The 17884-nt window shown below is 66.9% G+C and carries 10 protein-coding genes and 1 pseudogene; 4 read left to right on the top strand and 7 right to left on the bottom strand.

The window, feature by feature from the left end; all coding sequences use genetic code 11:
• Positions 1-6: 6 nt before the first annotated feature.
• Together B3E94_RS16495 and B3E94_RS16490 are read right to left on the bottom strand one after the other, a co-directional pair.
• Complete coding sequence (locus B3E94_RS16495; protein ID WP_286914348.1) at positions 7-3129, bottom strand: efflux RND transporter permease subunit; 3123 nt, start codon at positions 3127-3129, stop codon at positions 7-9.
• Positions 3130-3140: 11 nt separating this feature from the next.
• Complete coding sequence (locus B3E94_RS16490) at positions 3141-4307, bottom strand: efflux RND transporter periplasmic adaptor subunit (RefSeq protein ID WP_286914347.1); 1167 nt, start codon at positions 4305-4307, stop codon at positions 3141-3143.
• Between the two features lie 273 nt (positions 4308-4580).
• On the opposite strand from B3E94_RS16490, the gene B3E94_RS16485 reads away from it, so the two are divergent.
• Complete coding sequence (locus B3E94_RS16485) at positions 4581-5282, top strand: response regulator transcription factor (RefSeq protein WP_176517533.1); 702 nt, start codon at positions 4581-4583, stop codon at positions 5280-5282.
• A gap of 6 nt (positions 5283-5288) precedes the next feature.
• On the top strand, positions 5289-6590 hold the full coding sequence (locus tag B3E94_RS16480; protein WP_286914345.1) for an ATP-binding protein: 1302 nt from the start codon (positions 5289-5291) through the stop codon (positions 6588-6590).
• A gap of 54 nt (positions 6591-6644) precedes the next feature.
• Here the strand turns inward: B3E94_RS16480 and B3E94_RS16475 are convergent, their stop codons facing one another.
• From B3E94_RS16475 to wecB, 5 genes and pseudogenes are all read right to left on the bottom strand, one after another.
• Positions 6645-7736 (bottom strand): GGDEF domain-containing protein, encoded by a 1092-nt coding sequence (locus B3E94_RS16475; RefSeq protein ID WP_286914344.1) that lies wholly within the window; start codon positions 7734-7736, stop codon positions 6645-6647.
• Between the two features lie 134 nt (positions 7737-7870).
• Positions 7871-8710, bottom strand: a complete 840-nt coding sequence (locus tag B3E94_RS16470; RefSeq protein WP_286914343.1) for a DUF4434 family protein — start codon at positions 8708-8710, stop codon at positions 7871-7873.
• A pseudogene (locus B3E94_RS16465) lies at positions 8710-11711 on the bottom strand (phage receptor). The gene B3E94_RS16470 and the pseudogene B3E94_RS16465 overlap by 1 nt, the downstream one beginning before the upstream one ends.
• The gene (gene nrfB, locus B3E94_RS16460) at positions 11708-13882 is read right to left on the bottom strand and encodes a cyclic di-3',5'-guanylate-activated glycosyltransferase NrfB (protein ID WP_286914342.1); all 2175 of its coding nucleotides are present in this window, start codon (positions 13880-13882) and stop codon (positions 11708-11710) included. Before nrfB ends, B3E94_RS16465 begins: the two are co-directional and overlap by 4 nt.
• A complete protein-coding gene (wecB, locus tag B3E94_RS16455) occupies positions 13879-15033 on the bottom strand; it encodes a non-hydrolyzing UDP-N-acetylglucosamine 2-epimerase (RefSeq protein ID WP_236193775.1) in 1155 nt (384 codons plus the stop codon). Before wecB ends, nrfB begins: the two co-directional genes overlap by 4 nt.
• 305 nt (positions 15034-15338) lie before the next feature.
• Between wecB and B3E94_RS16450 the strand changes: the two genes are divergently transcribed.
• Together B3E94_RS16450 and ilvA are read left to right on the top strand one after the other, a co-directional pair.
• The gene (locus B3E94_RS16450; RefSeq protein WP_176518355.1) at positions 15339-15770 is read left to right on the top strand and encodes a PACE efflux transporter; all 432 of its coding nucleotides are present in this window, start codon (positions 15339-15341) and stop codon (positions 15768-15770) included.
• Between the two features lie 184 nt (positions 15771-15954).
• Complete coding sequence (gene ilvA, locus B3E94_RS16445; protein WP_286914340.1) at positions 15955-17517, top strand: threonine ammonia-lyase, biosynthetic; 1563 nt, start codon at positions 15955-15957, stop codon at positions 17515-17517.
• Positions 17518-17884 lie beyond the last annotated feature (367 nt).

Genomic DNA, 17884 nt, shown 5'->3' with positions numbered 1-17884 from the left:
GTCCAGTCAGGCTTGGCGGGTTTCTGCCTGCTCGGCAGAGGCCGCTTTACGCCCGGCCAAACGCATCACCACCACGAAGAACACCGGCACGAACACGATCGCCAGGGTGGCGCTGAGCATGCCGCCGATCACCCCGGTGCCGATCGCCTGCTGGCTGGCCGAGCTTGCGCCGGTGGCGATGGCCAGCGGCACCACGCCGAGGATGAACGCCAGCGAGGTCATCACGATCGGCCGCAGGCGCAGGCGGGCGGCCTGCACGGCCGCATCGACGGCGTCCACGCCCTGGTCCACCAGGCCCTTGGCGAACTCGATGATGAGGATGGCGTTCTTCGCCGACAGGCCGATCAGGGTGATCAGCCCGACCTTGAAGAACACATCGTTGGGCATGCCGCGCAAGGTCACGGCCAGCACCGCGCCGAGCACGCCCAGCGGCACTACCAGCAGCACGGCGGTGGGGATCGACCAGCTTTCGTACAGCGCCGCCAGGCACAGGAACACCACCAGCAACGACAAGGCCATCAACAGCGGGGCCTGGCTGCCGGAGAGGCGCTCCTGCAGCGACAGGCCGGTCCATTCCAGGCCGGCGCCGGCCGGCAGCTGGGCGACCAGGCGTTCCACCTCGGCCATGGCCTCGCCAGAGCTGTAGCCGGCGGCCGGCTCGCCGGAAATCGACACCGCCGGGTAGCCGTTGTAGCGGGTCAGCTGCACCGGGCCGCTGACCCACTTGGCCTGGACGAACGCGCCCAGCGGCACCATCTTGCCGCTGCTGTTGCGCACGTGGATCTTCAGCAGGTCTTCGACCTGGCTGCGCTGGTCGCCTTCGGCCTGCACCACCACCCGCTGCATGCGGCCCTGGTTGGGGAAGTCGTTGACGTAGTTGGAGCCCACGGCGGTGTCCAGCACCGCGCCGATGTCGGCGAACGAGATGCCCAGCGCGTTGGCCTGGCGACGGTCGATTTCCAGCTGCACCTGCGGGCTTTCGGCCAGCGAGGCTTCGCGCACGTTGACCAGCACCTTGCTCTTGCGCGCACCGTCCAGCAACTCGTCACGCGCCGCCATCAGCTCGGCATGGCCCATGCCGCCACGGTCCTGCAGGCGGAACTCGAAGCCGGTGGACTCGCCCAGGCCGTCGATCGGCGGCGGCAGCACCGAGAACGCCACGGCATCGCGTATTTGCGCAAACGCAGCGCTGGCCCGGTCGGCAATCGACTGGGCGCTGTCGTCGGCGCCGCGTTCGGACCAGTCCTTCAAGGTGGTAAAGGTCAGCGCCGCGTTCTGCCCGCTGCCGGAGAAGCTGAAGCCGAGGATCACCGTGGTGTTGCCCACGCCCGCTTCCGCGGCGTTGTGCGCCTCGATCTGCGCGGCCACCTGCTCGGTGCGCATGCGGCTGGCACCCGGCGGCAGCTGGATGTCGGTGATGGTGTAGCCCTGGTCCTCGGTGGGCAGGAAGGCCGTGGGCAACTGGCTGAAGCCGTAGCCCAGCACCGCCAGCAGCACGCCGTACACCAGCAGGTAGCGCCCGCTGCGCTTGAGCGCCTGGACCACCCAGCGCTCGTAGCCCTTGCTCATCGACTCGAAGCGGCGGTTGAACCAGCCGAAGAAGCCTTTGCGCTCATGGTGCTCGCCCTTGGCCAGGGGCTTGAGCAAGGTGGCGCACAGGGCAGGGGTCAGGCTCAGGGCGAGGAACGCCGAGAACAGGATCGACACCGCCATCGACAGCGAGAACTGCTGGTAGATGACGCCCACCGAGCCCTTCATGAAGGCCATCGGCAGGAACACCGCCACCAGCACCAGGGTGATGCCGACGATGGCGCCGCTGATCTGGCCCATGGCCTTGCGGGTCGCCTCCTTGGGCGGCAGGCCTTCCTCGGCCATGATCCGTTCGACGTTCTCCACCACCACGATGGCATCGTCCACCAGGATACCGATGGCCAGCACCATGCCGAACAAGGTCAGCACGTTGACCGAGAAGCCCAGCGCCAGCATCACCGCGAAGGTGCCCATCAGCGCCACCGGCACCACCAGGGTCGGGATCAGCGTGTAGCGCAGGTTCTGCAGGAACAGGAACATCACCGCGAACACCAGCAGCATGGCCTCGAACAGGGTGTTGATGACCTGCTGGATCGACACCTTGACGAACGGCGAGGTGTCGTAGGGGATGTCGTACTTCACCCCTTCGGGGAAGTAGCGCGACAGCTCCTGCATCTTCGCCCGCACCAGGGTGGCGGTTTCCATGGCGTTGGCGCCCGGCGCCAGCTGCACGCTGAAGGCGCTGGCCGGCTTGCCGTTCAGGCGGGTGCCGTACTGGTATTCCTGGGCGCCGATTTCCACCCGGGCGACATCGCCGATGGTCACCGTGGAGCCGTCCTGGTTGGCCCGCAGCACGATCGCGGCGAACTCCTCGGGGGTGCTCAGCTGGCCCTTGACCACCACGTTGGCGGTGATTTCCTGGGTGCCGCGGGCGGGCAGGTCGCCGATGCTGCCCGGGGCCACCTGGGCGTTCTGCGCGGCGATGGCGTCGGCCACATCGTTGGGGGTGAGGTTGAAGCCGATCAGCTTGGCCGGGTCGATCCAGATCCGCATGGCGCGTTCGGAGCCATACAGCTGGGCCTTGCCGACACCCTTGAGGCGGCGAATCTCGTTCATCACGTTGCGTGCCAGGATGTCCGACAGCGCGGTTTCATCCAGGCTGCCGTCCACCGAGGTGAGGGTGCCCAGCAGCAAAAAGCCGGTGGAGACCTTTTCCACTTGCAGGCCCTGCTGGGTGACCGGGCGCGGCAGGCGCGACTCGACCACCTTGAGGCGGTTCTGCACGTCCACCTGGGCCAGGTCCGGGTGGGTGCCCGGCTCGAAGGTGGCGGTGATGGTGGCGCTGCCCAGGCTGCTCTGCGACTCGAAGTACAGCAGGTTGTCGGCGCCATTGAGCTCCTGCTCGATCAGGCTGACCACGCTCTCGTCCATGGTCGCCGCCGAGGCGCCTGGGTACACGGCGTAGATTTCCACCTGCGGCGGCGCCACGTTGGGGTACTGGGCCACCGGCAATTGCGGGATGGCCAGGGCACCGGCCAGCAGGATGAACAACGCGACCACCCAGGCGAACACCGGGCGGTCGATGAAGAATTGCGGCATGGGTCAGGCCCTCACTGGCCGTTGTGCTGGGCGATGGGCTGGGCGCCGTCGACGTGTACCTGGTCGCCGGCCTTGACGTGCTGCAGGCCTTCGACCACCACGCGCTCGCCGGCGGCCAGGCCGTCGCTGACCAGCCAGCGGTCGCCCTGGGCGCTGCCCAGCTGCACCTGGCGTTCGCTGACGCGCGCCTGGGCGTCGACCACCAGCACCTTGGGCACGCCTGCGCTGTCACGCAGGATGGCCCGCTGCGGCACGCTCAGGCCCTTGGGCTGCAGCGCCTGGTCCAGGCGCACGCGCACGTAGCTGCCGGGCAGCAAGTCGAGGTCGGGGTTGGGGAACTCGCTGCGCAGGGTGATCTGGTTGGTACTCGGGTCGACGCTGATGTCGGAGAACAGCAGCTTGCCGGGCAGCGGGTAGGCGCTGCCGTCGTCCTGGATCAGCGTGGCGCGCGCCTCGCGGGCGCCCACCTGCTGCAGTTCACCGGCCCGCAGGGCGCGGCGCAGGGCATTGAGCTCGCGGGTCGACTGGGTGACATCGGCGTGGATCGGGTCCAGTTGCTGGATGGTCGCCAGTGGCGTGGTCTCGTTCTGGCCGACCAGCGCACCTTCGGTCACCAGTGCGCGGCCGATGCGCCCGGAGATGGGCGCGGTGACCGTGGCGTAGCCCAGGTTCAGGCGTGCCCGCTCCAGGGCAGCCTTGGACTCGGCGACCACGGCATCGGCCTGCAGGAAGGCGGCGCGGGCGTTGTCGTATTCCTGGCGGCTGACCGCCTTGTCGTCGACCAGTTCGCGGTAGCGCTGCTCTTGCAGGCGGGCCTGGTACAGGTTGGCCTCGGCCTTGGCCAGGGTGGCGCGGGCGCTGTCGTGGTCGGCCTTGAACGGGGCCGGGTCGATGAGGAACAGCACGTCGCCCTGCTTGACGTCGCTGCCCTCGCGATAGACGCGCTTGAGCACCACGCCCGCGACCCGGGCGCGGACCTCGGCGGTGCGCGGGGCGAGGATGCGCCCGCTCAGCTCGGTGCTGATGGCCAGGGGCTCGAGCTGCAGGGTTTCTACCCGCACCTGGGGCTTGGGGGCGTCTTCGGGCTGTTCGGCGCTGTCGTTGCAACCGGCCAGGGAAACGGCCAGCAGCGCCACGAGCGCCACGGGGCGCAGGTGCGGGGGGAGGATGATAGGCATACGGATCTTCCGATGATGACCCGGTGTATGCTACGGCAGCCGTTCCCTGGGTGCCTGTTAACAGCTGTAGGACGTGTGTGAAAAAGTGTGAAGAATGAGCCTACCCAGTTGTAGGATTCTATATTCTCCTTGGCTATCTGTGCTGGCTTCTTCGCGGGGCAAGCCCGCTCCCACAGGTACCCCGTAGCCCTTGAAGCCTGCGGGATACCTGTGGGAGCGGGCTTGCCCCGCGAAGAGGCCGGTAAGGTCCTCCCCCATTTTTCTCAAGCGCCTATGCCCAATATTCTCCTGGTCGAAGACGACAGTGCCCTGTCCGAGCTGATCGCCAGCTACTTGCAACGCAACGATTTCCATGTACGGGTGATTGCCCGTGGCGACCATGTGCTCGACAGCTTCCACCGCGACAAGCCGGACCTGGTGATCCTCGACCTGATGCTGCCCGGCATCGACGGCCTGCAGGTGTGCCGCCTGTTGCGCCAGGCTTCGCAAAGCCTGCCGATCCTGATGCTGACCGCCCGCGACGACAGCCACGACCAGGTGCTGGGCCTGGAAATGGGCGCCGACGATTACGTCACCAAACCCTGCGAGCCACGGGTACTGCTGGCCCGCGTGCGCACCTTGCTGCGCCGCAGCAGCGTCAACGAACCGCGCCTGGACAACGAGCAGATCCTGGTCGGCGGCCTGCGCATCGACCTGGCCGAGCGCCTGGTCAGCTGGCGCGGCGAGGAGGTGGAGCTGTCCAGCGGCGAATACAACCTGCTGGTGGTGCTGGCGCGCAACGCCGGCGAAGTGCTCAGCCGCGACCGCATCCTCCAGCAATTGCGCGGCATCGAGTTCAATGGCACCGACCGTTCGGTGGACGTGGCCATTTCCAAGCTGCGCCGCAAGTTCGATGACAGCGCAGGCGAGGCGCGCAAGATCAAGACCGTGTGGGGCAAGGGCTACTTGTTCAGCCGCGTCGAGTGGGAGTGCTGAGGGCACATGCTGAAGATCCTGGTGCGCCTGTACCTGGTGATCATCGTCGCCTACGCCGGCGCGCTGCTGCTGATCCCCGATGCCATCGTCGGCCTGTTCCACGAGCGCTTCATGGCCTACAACCTGGACCAGGCCAAGGGCGTGCAGTCGCTGATCGTCCGCCAGTTCCGCCAGGCCCCGCAGGCGCAATGGCCGGCCGTTGAAAAGGAACTGGCGCAGGCCTTCGCGCCGCTGCAGGTCAGCCTGCTGCGCAACGACCAGGCCGATTTGAGCGCCGCCGAGCAGGCGCGCCTGGAGCACGGCCTGTTCGCGGTGCGCATCGGCGACTGGGGTTACTACCAGACGGTGCTGGCGCCGCTGGACAAGGACTGGCTGGTCAGCCTGCATGCGCCGCCCGACCCGCTGGACATCAACCTGCTGTCCTGGGGCGTGACCGTGCTGATCGGCGCCGCCATGCTCGGCTGCCTGCTGCTTTGGGTATGGCCGCACTGGCGCGACCTGGAGCGCCTGAAGGAAACCGCCCGGCGCCTGGGCCAAGGGCAGATGGCCGAGCGCACGCACATTTCGCCGCATTCGAACATCGGTGAACTGGCCGGGGTGTTCGACACCATGGCCAGCGACCTGGAGCGCCACGTCAACCAGCAGCGCGAGCTGCTCAACGCGGTGTCCCACGAATTGCGCACGCCGCTCACCCGCCTGGATTTCGGCCTGGTGCTGTTGTTCGACGAAGTGCCGCCGAGCAGCCGCAAGCGCCTGCTGGAACTGGTGGGGCATGTGCGCGAGCTGGACGAGCTGGTGCTCGAGCTGCTGTCCTACAGCCGCCTGTACAACGCCGACCAGGCCCGCGAGCGGGTCGAGGTGTCGTTGCTGGAGCTGGTCGACAGCGTGCTTGGCAGCTTTGCCGAAGAACTCGATGCCCGTGGCATTCGCTGGGAGGTGCAGGCCGAAGGCAAGCTGCCACGCTTCGTGCTCGACCCGCGGCTGACGGCGCGGGCGGTGCAGAACCTGGTGCGCAATGCCATGCGCTACTGCGATGAGAGCCTGCTGCTGCGCCTGCGCCTGGAAGAGGACGGCGCCTGCCTGCTGACGGTGGAAGATGACGGGATCGGCATTCCGGTGGAAGAGCGCGAGCGGATTTTCCAGCCGTTCTACCGCCTGGACCGCAGCCGCGACCGCAATACCGGTGGCTTTGGCCTGGGGCTTGCGATCAGCCGGCGGGCGATCGAGGGGCAGGGCGGCACCTTGACCGTGGCGCAGTCGGCGCTGGGTGGGGCGCAGTTCAGGATTCGTTTGCCTGCGGGCGGCTAGGTTGGCAGGCCCGGCCCTATCGCCGGCAAGCCGGCTCCCACAGGCAGGCGCTGGCTAACTGTTTTCTGCAAGCCTGGCAGTCCACAGGACGAAGCGATCCTTGCCACTGTGCTTGGCCTCGTACAACGCCTGGTCGGCCTTGACCAGCGCCATGGTCAGGGTGTCCTCGCTGTCTACCCGCGCCAGCCCGATGCTGATGGTCACCGGGTGTTCACCCACATCCTCGCGCACCCGCCTGCACAACGCCGCCACCTGCCGCTCGGCGCCTGCCTGGTCGAGCTCCTTGAAAAAGATCACGAACTCCTCGCCGCCAAGCCTGGCGAATTCATAGCCGCCCATGGTCGCCTTGATGTGCACCGCCACGCGCTTGAGCACCTCATCGCCGATGTCATGGCCAAAGCGGTCATTCACCTTCTTGAAGTTGTCGATGTCGACCATCGCCAGGTACTGCCCGGCAGGCGCGGCCTTGAGCTGACGCTCGGCCTTGGCCATGAACGAGCGGCGGTTGGGGATGTCGGTCAGCACGTCGATGTAGGCCTGGTCCAGCAGCACCTTGGACATGTAGAAATTGTGCAGCTTGGCCTGGCGGATGCGCAGGTAGCTGTAGACCACCAGGCCGCTGAGGAACAGCGCATAGCTGATGAGCATGGCCGCTTCCAGGTCGGTCAGGCGGATGTTGGTGCTGAAGAAGGGGTTGAGCACGGCCCAGGTGATGGCCATGGCGCAGAAGAACGACCAGCGCCGCACCGGCAATACCGACACGCTGTAGAGCACGGTGGAGGTGCCCAGCACCAGCCAGACCGGGCGCAGGGCGATGGGGATGCCTTCGATGACCAGGCGCATGCCCAGGGTGATGACGGCGATGAACAGCAGGTTGAGTACGTCGAAGTGGTGGGACTTGCGGGTGAAGCCCAGCACCACCGTGAGGCTGCACATCAGCCCGACGAACAGGCCCGAGCGCCAGGTGAAGCCCTGGTGGCCCAGGTAGCTGACGATCAGGTCGAAGATCAGCCAGACGGCGATGCTGACGCAGAAGATCAACTGGCAGAAACGCCGGGAGTTCTCGAATTCGTATTGGCGAAACTCCGAGCGCAACGCGGCGGGGGCGACTTGTTGGCGAACGTAGTCTTCGATGGTCCTGAGCATCGGGGTTTCCTTGTGCGGACTGCTTTTGCCTGGGCCGGCCCTTTCGCGGGGCAAGCCCGCTCCCACAGATTCTCCACCGATTCGGAAACTAACTGTGGGAGCGGGCTTGCCCGCGAAAGGGCCGGCACTGACACTCAATTGAACGACAGGATACCCCGAGCCCAAGGCCGATAGCGCAATGCAAACACCGCTTCGGCATGGCACCCACCGCTCAGCCTGGGCTCACCCGGCTCGGCGCGAAACGCCTGCCCCGGTGCACTCACCTGGCGAAACGCTTCACGCACCACACCCACCCGGCACGGCAGGGCCTGCTCATAGCCCTGGCGCACCAGCGGCGGCAGCCGCCCGGTGCCGATGCCGTCCTGCCACCACACGGTCAAGCCCAGCCCGGCCAGTTCATCCAGCCACGCGGCATTGACCCGCGGCGCCAGGTGGCCGGCGCTAAAGGCGCTGATATGCAAGGGTTTGTCCAGCTGGCGGTTGAAGGCCTGCAACTGCTTGAACAACGCCTCGCGGCGGCTGGCGTCACGAAAGTGCAGGTCATCCAGCTCCAGCGGCAGGTACCAGCCCGCCACGGGTAACTGCCAGTCCTTGCTCACTTGCTGGTACTGGCTCAGCGAGCGGCCCAGCTGTGCCTTCCAGTAGCTGCCCAGGCCATCGGCGTCGAGCGCTTCGATGCGCTGGTAGTAGGCCGGGTCCATGTACAACCCCAGCACCAACTGCAAGCCCTGGGCCTGGGCCTCGCGCAGGCTGTTCGCCAGCCAGCCCTGGGCACCGCCGAAATCGCTGTCGCCATAGGCGCTCCATTGCACGATCAGGGTCTTGCCGCCCTGGGCCACGGTGGCGCGCCACAGTTGCTGCCACTGGGCGGCGCTGACCCCGGCATCGCGGTTCAGCGGCTGGTAGAACAGGCGCTGGTCGGCCATGGCCGGCAGGCACAGGGCAAGTAGGCAAACGGCCAGGAAGGTACGCATCAGAAGGTCATCTCCGCGCCAACCAGCACGCCGTTGGCGCGCTCGTAGAGGTTGCCACCCAGCGACTGCTGGTACTCGGCGCGCACTTTCAGCGAGCCGCGGTAGGCGTTGTAGCGATCGTCGTCGAACCACCATTGCCAGCGCACGCCGACACCGGCGCGGGCATCCTGGCGCCAGTCGTTGCTCGGGTCTTGGCTTGAGAACTCGAAGAAGCCGTAGGGCATGAGGGTTTGCGGCGAATTGCCGGGCAGTTTCCAGGCATGGCCCTGCTGGTAGCGCGACAGCCAGGCGTGATCGCCGGCGCGGGTCCACCAGGCGGCGTCGAGGTAGAGGAAGCGCTCGTTCCAGTCGTCCTCGTCGACCCGCCAGTCGTTGCGCCAGTCGCCCTGGTCGAGGAACGAGGCGGTGGCCCGCAGCAGCAGGTCGTTGCTCGACTCGGCATGGTGGCGCAGGTCGCCCCAGTTGCCGCCGACCTTGGCCGGGCTGAGCAGCTCGCCCAGGCTCAGGTTGTTATTGTGCTCTTCGTCGATCTGGCGCTGGTGGTAGAGCTCGGCATACAGGTTGAGGTTGGCCTGGCCCAATGGCTTGTAGCGCAGGCCCACCCCGGTGCCCATGCTCTGGGCGTAGTCGGTGCGGCTCTGGCCGCCGAACAGCACACGGCCGTACACCGACAGGGTGCTGCCGTTGCGGCTGGGTTCTTCGCCCAGGGCGTGGTCCCACATGGCCAGCTGCACGTTCTGCGACTGGGCGCGGCGCGAGCTGCCGCTGCGCTGGCCGTTGTCGAGGAACTTGTCGTTGGTCGAGGTGCCGGCGGGCGACCAGGTGCTGGCCAGGGTGATGGTGTCACGCCGCGACAGCGCTTCATGGGCGCGCCGCTGGCGGTACTCGCGGGCTTTCAGGCTGCCGTATTCGTCGTCGCCGTCGACCAGGTTCTGCTCCACATCGAGGATGCGCCGCAGCTCGCGGCGCGCGGCGGCGCTGTCTTCGGCTTCGTCGTAGCGCAGCGCCAGGGTTTCACCCAGGCGGTAATCCTCGGGGAAATCGCCAGTGGCCTGTTGCAGGTAGGGGATCGACTGGCGGCGCTGGGCCTTGTCCGCCGAGCCGGCCAGGCGCATCCCGTAGTCGGCGCGGTAGCGTGGCTGGTCGGGGGCCAGGCGCACCGCTTCGGCGAGCCAGGCGGTGCTCTGCGCGCTGTCGCCGGCCAATTGCGCGGTGCTGGCGGCGGCATAGTAGTGGTCGGCCCGCGGGTTGCTCGCCAGCGCCTGGCGCTGGAAGCCCAGGGCTGCCTGCAGATCGCCCTGGCGCTGGGCAAGGCGGCGCCCAGCGCCCAGTCATCGGCGCTGCGGTGGGCGGCGGCATCCCAGTAGCGGCGGGCGGTGTCGGCATCGCCGAGGTTCAGTGCGCCGCTGGCGGCGGTCAGCCGGGCGTTGTCGGTCCAGGCGCTGTCCGGCAGGCTGCGCCAGATTGGCGCGGCCGCCTGGGAATCGCCGGCGGCTTCCAGTGCATAGGCCAGTGGCAGGCGGCTGCCGGCACCGTCCAGGCGCTCGGCGGCCTGGTAGTAGACCACCGCTTCACCGGGCTGGTCGGGCATGGCGCAGCGGCCCAGGGCACGCAACTGGCCCGCTTCGTTCGGGGTTGCCGGGATGGCCTGGCGCACGGCCGCGCACTGGCCGTTTTCGGCCAGCCGGGCGAGCAGCTGGGCGCGGGTGTTGGCATCGACCCTGGGCACCAGGTTGAGCAGGCGGCGGCTGTCCAGCGGGCCGTCGTTGCGGGCGTAGAGATTGCCCAGGCGCTGCAGCAGCGATGGCGTCAGCCGGCCTTGGCGGCGGTCGTAGGCCTGCTCCAGCAAGGCCCTGGCACGCTCGCTCTGGCCCTGTTGCAGGAGCAGGAAGCTGGCTTGCTCCAGCGCCGCCAGGTCACCGCTCTGGCGGTAACGCCGCTCCCACTCGGCCGCCGTGCGCGGTTGCGGCGGTTGCACCGGGTCGCCATACAGGCGCTGCTTGAGCACGGCATAGGCGCGGGCATCGGCCGTGGCGGGGCAGGCCTTGAACTGCTCGCGGGCCAGCTCCGGGTCGTGCCGCGACAGCCAGTCCACGGTTTCCAGGCAAGGGCGTTGCAGCTCGTTGCTCAGGCGCCGCACCAGCACCGCGTCGTCGCCTTCGCGGGCCAGCTCCCAGAGTTGCTGGCGCAGCTCTGGCCGTTGCAGCTGGTCGCTCGGCAGGGCCTGCAGCGAACGCTGCGCCAGCTGGTTGTGGCCCACGGCGATGGCGCGGTTGGCCATGGCCAGGCGCGCCTGGTTGGCGGCTTCGGCAGAGGGCGCGCTGGCGAGCAGCTTGTTCAGCCCTTTTTCGTCGACCTGCTGCACATAGGCATTGGCCAGGCGCTGCCAGTCCTGTGGCGGCAGCTGGCCCTGGTCGGCCAAGGGCGCGAGTTGTTCGATGGTTTCCTTCCAGTTGCGCAACTGTTCGGCGAAGTTGGCCCGGGCCAGGCGCAGCACCTGGCCATCGTTGCGCGGTGGCAATTGGTTGAGCCAGTCCAGGGCCTTGGCGGCGCCGCCGAACTTGGCCAGGCTCAGGCTGTAGGCCTGCCATAGGCGCACGCGCTGGTTGCCGTCGGCGGCGGCCAGCCAGCTTTCCACCTGGCTTGCCGGCGGCGGGTCCTGCTCGATCCAGGTCAGGCGCAGCTCCAGCAGAGCATCGGCATGTTCGGCGCCGTCGCCCATCTGCTCGGCCATGGCCTCGGCTTCCTTGTAGCGGCGCTGATGGGCCAGGGCCTCGACCAGCAGGGCGCGGGCCTCGTCGTTGTTCGGCACGCGGCCGAGCACGTGGCGGGTCAGGCGCTCCACTTCGGCCCAGTTGTCCTTTTTCGCTTCGCGGTAGCTGCGCTCCATGAACGGGTAGCTGGTGAAGCGCTGGAAATCGGTCATCGGCGCGGCCACGGCGGGGAGCGCGGCGCAGCACAGTAAAAGGCTGGTGAAGGTCAGGGTAAAGCGCGGCTTCATGCCACCTCCCGGATCAGGTCATAGGCGGCCTGCTGTTCGCTGGCCTGTTCGGCGAGGGCTTGTTCGAGCACCTGCTCGGTGATGATGCCGCGGGCGATCAGGTGTTCGCCGAGGCTCTCCTGCTCGGGGTCGAAGTCGATCAGCGCCTGGTTGAACAGGGTCACCGGGACCATGCCGCGCACCTGCAGCAGGGCGCCGAGCATGACCTGATGGCTGCTGACCTGTTCGAGCAGCTCGGCGTTGTCCTGGTGCTGTTCGAGCACCTGGAGCATGTGCCGGGTTTCTTCCTTCTGCCAGGGGCTGGGGTAGTGGTAGCGCAGGCCCAGGGTGACCCGGCCCTGGGGCGCCAGGCGGTAGCTGACCGGGCGCTTGAGCTGGCGGCTGATCACCCCCAGCGAAACCTGGCTGACCGGGCTTTCGCTGGCCAGCACCAGGGTGTCGCCGTCCTCGGCCACCGGCAGTACGCCGTAATGGGTGGCCAGGCGCCGCGGCAGCGCGGCGATCAGCTGCGGGTCGAGCTTGAACGGGTTGAGCGGGGCCCAGGGCAGGTCGAGCTGCTCGGCCAACGCCTGCACCAGTTGCTCGCTGCTCAGCCAGCCGCGCAGCAGCAGCTCGCGGCCCAGGCGCCGGCGTACCGGGCTGTTGATGGCCTGGTCGAGCTGCTGTTCGCTGATGTACCCCTTGGCCACCAGGCGCTGGCCCAGTGGTGTGCGCGCAGGCGCAGCGATGGCGGGGAACTCGTGGGTGGTCTTGTCCCAGGCCACCCGGCGCGAGTCGCCCATCTCCATCACCTGGCGCAAGGCGCGCAGGTTGGCGAAGAAGTTGACGAAGTTGCTCCACATCATCCGCGGCGCCGACAGCAAGCCTTCGCCGATGCCGTAGTAGCGGGTGACGAACCAGCCGCGCTGGAACAGGCGGTTGATCAGCATCAGGCCGTTGAGCCAGAGCAGGGTGGTGAGCAGCTGGCTGTCGCTGAGGATCGACATGAACCGCCACGACTGCGGCGCGATCACGGTCACCAGCCACATGGCCAGCAGCACCAGCAGCAACAGGTTGACCAAAAAACTCAGCAGGTAGGCGAACAGGCCGCGGCGGTCACGCCAGAGGAAGTAGTTGAGCGCGCCGGTGCGGCTCCAGCCCAGGTTGCTGGTGCCCTGGAACACGATGCCGACGATCCACCGGGATTTTTGCCGGATGGCGTGCTGCCAGTCGCGCGGGAAGTGCTCGCGCACGCAGATCACCTGGGAGAACTCGCGGCTCATGCCCAGGCGCCACTCTTGCTTGAGGGTCAGCGCAGGGTCGGTGATGGAATAGCGGGCGAAGATGCACTTCATGCCCTTTTGCTTCAGGCGAAAGCCGATGTCGTAGTCTTCGGTGAGGCTCTGCACGTCGAAGGCGATGCCGTCGCCTTCTTCGAGCAGCGCGCTGATGGCGCGGCGGCTGAAGCAGGTGCCGACCCCGGCGCTGGGCACCTGGCCGGTGAGCGCCTCGCGCACGATCACGTCCTTGCCATGGTTCTCGGCGAACTCGTCCACATAGTGCCCGGCGGTGAAGCCTTTCCATTCCGGCGCATAGGGGTACACCGGGATCTGGATCATGTCCTTGGCCGGCAGCAGGTAGTTGAACAGGCGCAGTTCCATGGGCGAGATGACGTCTTCGGCGTCATGCAGGATGAAGCCTGCGAACTCGATGCGGGCATCGTCCTGAAAGCGCAGGATGGCGTCGATGATGTTGTTCAGGCAGTCGGCCTTGCTGGTCGGCCCGGGGCGGGCGCAGACCACTTTGTGCACGTTGGGGTAGTGCAGGCACACGGCGTCGACGTCGGCCTGGGTCTGTGGGTCGTTGGGGTAGGTGCCGACGAAGATCTGGTAGTTCTCGTAGTCGATGGTCGAGGCTGCCAGGCGCGCCATTTCGCCGACCACGCCAACCTCGTTCCAGGCGGGCACCATGATCGCCAAGGGCTTTTCGGGCACCTCGAACAGGCGTTTCTCGTCGGCCTTGTCGTACTTGTCGTAGATGCGGAATCGGCGGATCAGCTTGCGGCACCAGTAGCACAGGTCGATGAACAGGTCATCGAGGCCGAGCAGGAACATCAGCGTGGCGAGGATGATCGCGAGGATCTTGAGGCCGAACAGTACGTAGGTGAGAAAGTCGATGAAAGCCAGGCTCATGCGTCGTCCTGTTGGTTGGCAGTTTCCTCGAACCAGCGGCTCAGGCGCTCGGCGATGATTTCGCTGGCATGGCCGTCACCGAAGGGGGTGAACACGCGCGCCATGCGCTGGTAGGCGGCCTGGTCGTCGAGCAGTTGGCTGGTTTCCTTGACGATGCGCTCGGTCTGGGTGCCGACCAGCTTGACCGTGCCGCCCTCCAGCACCGAGGGCCGTTCGGTGACCTTGCGCAGCACCAGCACCGGCTTGCCCAGCGCCGGGGCTTCTTCCTGCACGCCGCCGGAGTCGGTGAGGATGATGTGCGCGCGGTTCATCAGCCAGACGAAGTGCTGGTAGTCCTGGGGTGGCACCAGGTAGATGTTGTCGCGCCCGGACAGCAGGCCGTACACGGCCTTTTGCACATGCGGGTTGAGGTGCACGGGGTAGACGAACTGCACATCGGGGTGACGCAGGGCCAGCTCGGCCAGGGCCAGGCAGATGCGCTCGAAGCCGGCGCCGAAATTCTCCCGGCGGTGGCCGGTGATCAGCACCATGCGCTGGTCGTCGCGCAGGGCATGCAGCGGTGACTCGGCGGCGGGGTGCCAGGTGCTTTGGGTGAGGAATTCGCGCATCCACAGCAGGGCGTCGATCACGGTGTTGCCGGTGACTTCGATGTGCTCCGGCGGCACGCCTTCGCGCAGCAGGTTGTCGCGGCTCTTGGTGGTGGGGGCGAAGTGCAGGTCGGCGATCACCCCGGTCAGGCGCCGGTTGGCTTCCTCGGGCCAGGGTTGCTGCAGGTTGCCGGTGCGCAGGCCTGCTTCCACGTGGCCGACCGGGATGTGCCGGTGGAAGGCGGCGAGGGCGGCGATGAAGCTGGTGGTGGTGTCACCGTGCACCAGCACGATGTCGGGCTGTACCTGTTCGTAGGCCTTGTCGATCTTGTCCAGCAGGTCGCGGGCCAGGCCGTTGAGGGTCTGGTTCTGGGTCATCACCTTGAGGTCCTGGTCGACGCTCAGGCCGAAGGCGGTGAGCACCTGGCCGAGCATCTCGCGGTGCTGGCCGGTGGAGCAGATGTGCAGGTCGATGTCTGGCCATTCACGCAGCACCCTGGCCAGCGGGGCCATCTTGATCGCCTCTGGGCGGGTGCCGAATACCATCATGACGGTGTTAGCCATTGTCTTGTTTCCTCGTTCGATTCCCCGGACGAAGCTGTAGGATTTGTGCCCCTAGCAATGGATAGATACAAGCAGTCAAGCGCGGGGTTGTCCAATGCACGGCCGTTCGCGGTCAGCGCCTGGGCTGAGCGAATCGGGGTGGGGGTTGGTTGCAGGGCGGGGTTGCCGGGTGCCGGGGAATGGGTGTCGCTGAAACGTTTAGTCTAAATATTCTTAATTGAACGTTCAGTCAAAAATGTATTTCAGGCTTTTTCTTACAAGCAGCTTCTTGTAATTTGGCAGGTCATTTCCAAACGGAGCTGCACATGCAAGGCAAGGCACGCAAGATCGTCCAGGCCATTCTCTACGAGGCAATTGCCGTGGCCTGCGTGGCGCCGGCGCTGGAGCTGGCGTTCGATGCGGGCATGGCCCAGTCGACCCTGTTGTCGATCCTCATGTCGGGCATCGCGATGAGCTGGAACATGGCCTTCAACTGGGCGTTCGAACGCTGGGAGGCACGCCAGCCCAAGCGCGAGCGCACGCTGCTGCGCCGCTTGCTGCATGCCCTGGGCTTCGAGGGCGGGCTGGTGCTGCTGTTGCTGCCGCTGGTGGCGTACTGGCTGGACGTCAGCCTGTGGGCGGCGCTGCTCACTAACCTGGCGCTGTTCGTGTTCTTCTTCGTCTACGCCTTCGTCTTCCAGTGGGGCTTCGACAAGGTGTTCGACGTGCCGCTTTCGGCCCAGCAAGCCAAGTGTTGACTTGCCGCCAGCTTGCAGGATAAGTTCCCATCCCATGAACACTTTCCCGCACGTGAACGCCATTATTATTACCGCCATTATCAGTTTGGCGGGCTAGCGCGCACGTGCACCGAACCCGCCCTGGAGGCGGGTTTCTTCTCTCTGACTCCTGGGCAACGCAAATAAAGCCAAGGAGTTGCACCCGATGACCAGCCTCAACGTCAGCCCCCGTACACCGCTTACCCCGCAGCAGCTGCTGTCGGAGCAGGTGCGCCGCATTCTCTCGGCGCCGGTGTACGACCTGGCCATCGAAACCCCGCTGCAGCTGGCACCGGCACTTTCGGCCAGCCTGGGCAACCAGGTGCTGCTCAAGCGCGAAGACCTGCAACCGACCTTCTCATTCAAGATCCGCGGTGCCTACACCCGCCTGGCGCGGCTGAGCAGCGCCCAGCGCGAGCGCGGGGTCATCACCGCCTCCGCTGGCAACCACGCCCAGGGCGTGGCCATGGCGGCGGCGCGGCTGGGCATCAGGGCGACCATCGTCATGCCCACCACCACCCCTTCGCTGAAGGTCGAGGGCGTGCGTTCACGCGGTGGCCAGGTGGTGCTGCACGGTGAAAGCTTCCCCCATGCCCTGGCCCACGCGCTGACCTTGGCCGACAGCGAAGGGGCAACCTTCGTGCCGCCGTTCGATGACCCCGACGTGATCGCCGGGCAGGGCACCGTGGGCATGGAAATCCTGCGCCAGCAGCCGGGGGCGCTGGACGCGATCTTCGTGCCGGTGGGTGGCGGCGGGCTGGTGGCCGGCATCGCCGCCTACGTCAAGTACCTGCGCCCGGATGTCAAGGTGATCGGCGTCGAGCCGCAAGATTCCAATTGCCTGCAGGCCGCGCTGGCGGCCGGCGAGCGGGTGATCCTGGCGCAGGTCGGCACCTTTGCCGATGGCGTGGCGGTGGCCCAGGTCGGTGCCCATTGCTTCGAGCTGTGCCGGCATTTCGTCGATGAAGTGATCACGGTCAGCAGCGACGAGCTGTGCGCGGCGATCAAGGACATCTACGACGACACCCGCTCGATCACCGAGCCCTCCGGTGCCCTGGCGGTGGCCGGGATCAAGAAGTACGTGGCCCGCGAAGGCGTGCAGGGGCAGACCCTGGTGGCCATCGACTCCGGCGCCAACGTCAACTTCGACCGCCTGCGCCATGTGGCCGAGCGTGCCGAGCTGGGCGAGCAGCGTGAAGCGATCATCGCCGTGACCATCCCCGAGCAGCCCGGCAGCTTCCGCGCGTTCTGCCAGGCGCTGGGGCGCCGGCAGATCACCGAGTTCAACTACCGCTATTACCCCGGCAAGGAGGCGCGCCTGTTCGTCGGCGTGCAGACCCACCCGCAGCACGACCCGCGCGAGCAACTGCTGGCGAGCCTGGGCGAGCAGGGCTACAGCGTGCTCGACCTGACCGACAACGAACTGGCCAAGTTGCACGTGCGCCATACCGTGGGCGGGCATGCGGCGCCGGGCGCGCAGGAGCGGGTGCTGCGCTTCGAGTTCCCGGAGCGGCCGGGGGCGTTGCTGGGCTTTCTCGAGCGGCTGGGCAAGCGCTGGAACATCAGCCTGTTCCATTACCGCAACCATGGCGCGGCGCAGGCGCAGGTGTTTGCGGCGCTGGAGGTGCCGGTGGAGGAGCAGGTGGGGTTGCCGATGGCGCTGGAGGAGATGGGGTATCGGTATTGGGATGAGACCGAGAACCCGGCTTATCGGTTGTTTCTGGGGTAGTGCGGTGGGTGTCAGTACTGGCCCTATCGCCGGCAAGCCGGCTCCCACACATACAGCGCTGTGCCTGTGGGAGTACTGGCCCTATCGCCGGCAAGCCGGCTCCCACACATACAGCGCTGTGCCTGTGGGAGTAATGGCTCCATCGCCGGCAAGCCGGCTCCCACATGTACAGCGCTGTGCCTGTGGGAGCCGGCTTGCCGGCGATGGGGCCAGCGCGGCTGCTAGCGCTCGCGCATGAAGAACCCGGCCACATACTTGCGGAAGGTCTCCAGGCTCTTGAAGTCGGCATAGCGCTTGAAGTTCTCGGCATCGGGCTCCGGCCCGATCGGCTGCTCCAGCAACGATACCGACAGCACCCGGTCCTGAT

Source organism: Pseudomonas sp. UBA6315 (genome assembly GCF_002438125.1).
GTDB classification, from domain to species: domain Bacteria; phylum Pseudomonadota; class Gammaproteobacteria; order Pseudomonadales; family Pseudomonadaceae; genus Aquipseudomonas; species Aquipseudomonas faucium.
The sequence above is the reverse complement of the archived record's forward strand: the minus strand, read 5'-3'. Positions and strand labels throughout refer to the sequence as shown.

Bases quoted from the DNA above. Each gene is read 5' to 3' on its own strand.
- B3E94_RS16495 (WP_286914348.1), bottom strand. From the start codon at position 3,129: ATGCCGCAATTCTTCATCGACCGCCCGGTGTTCGCCTGGGTGGTCGCG.
- B3E94_RS16490 (WP_286914347.1), bottom strand. From the start codon at position 4,307: ATGCCTATCATCCTCCCCCCGCACCTGCGCCCCGTGGCGCTCGTGGCG.
- B3E94_RS16485 (WP_176517533.1), top strand. From the start codon at position 4,581: ATGCCCAATATTCTCCTGGTCGAAGACGACAGTGCCCTGTCCGAGCTG.
- B3E94_RS16480 (WP_286914345.1), top strand. From the start codon at position 5,289: ATGCTGAAGATCCTGGTGCGCCTGTACCTGGTGATCATCGTCGCCTAC.
- B3E94_RS16475 (WP_286914344.1), bottom strand. From the start codon at position 7,736: ATGCTCAGGACCATCGAAGACTACGTTCGCCAACAAGTCGCCCCCGCC.
- B3E94_RS16470 (WP_286914343.1), bottom strand. From the start codon at position 8,710: ATGCGTACCTTCCTGGCCGTTTGCCTACTTGCCCTGTGCCTGCCGGCC.
- nrfB (WP_286914342.1), bottom strand. From the start codon at position 13,882: ATGAGCCTGGCTTTCATCGACTTTCTCACCTACGTACTGTTCGGCCTC.
- wecB (WP_236193775.1), bottom strand. From the start codon at position 15,033: ATGGCTAACACCGTCATGATGGTATTCGGCACCCGCCCAGAGGCGATC.
- B3E94_RS16450 (WP_176518355.1), top strand. From the start codon at position 15,339: ATGCAAGGCAAGGCACGCAAGATCGTCCAGGCCATTCTCTACGAGGCA.
- ilvA (WP_286914340.1), top strand. From the start codon at position 15,955: ATGACCAGCCTCAACGTCAGCCCCCGTACACCGCTTACCCCGCAGCAG.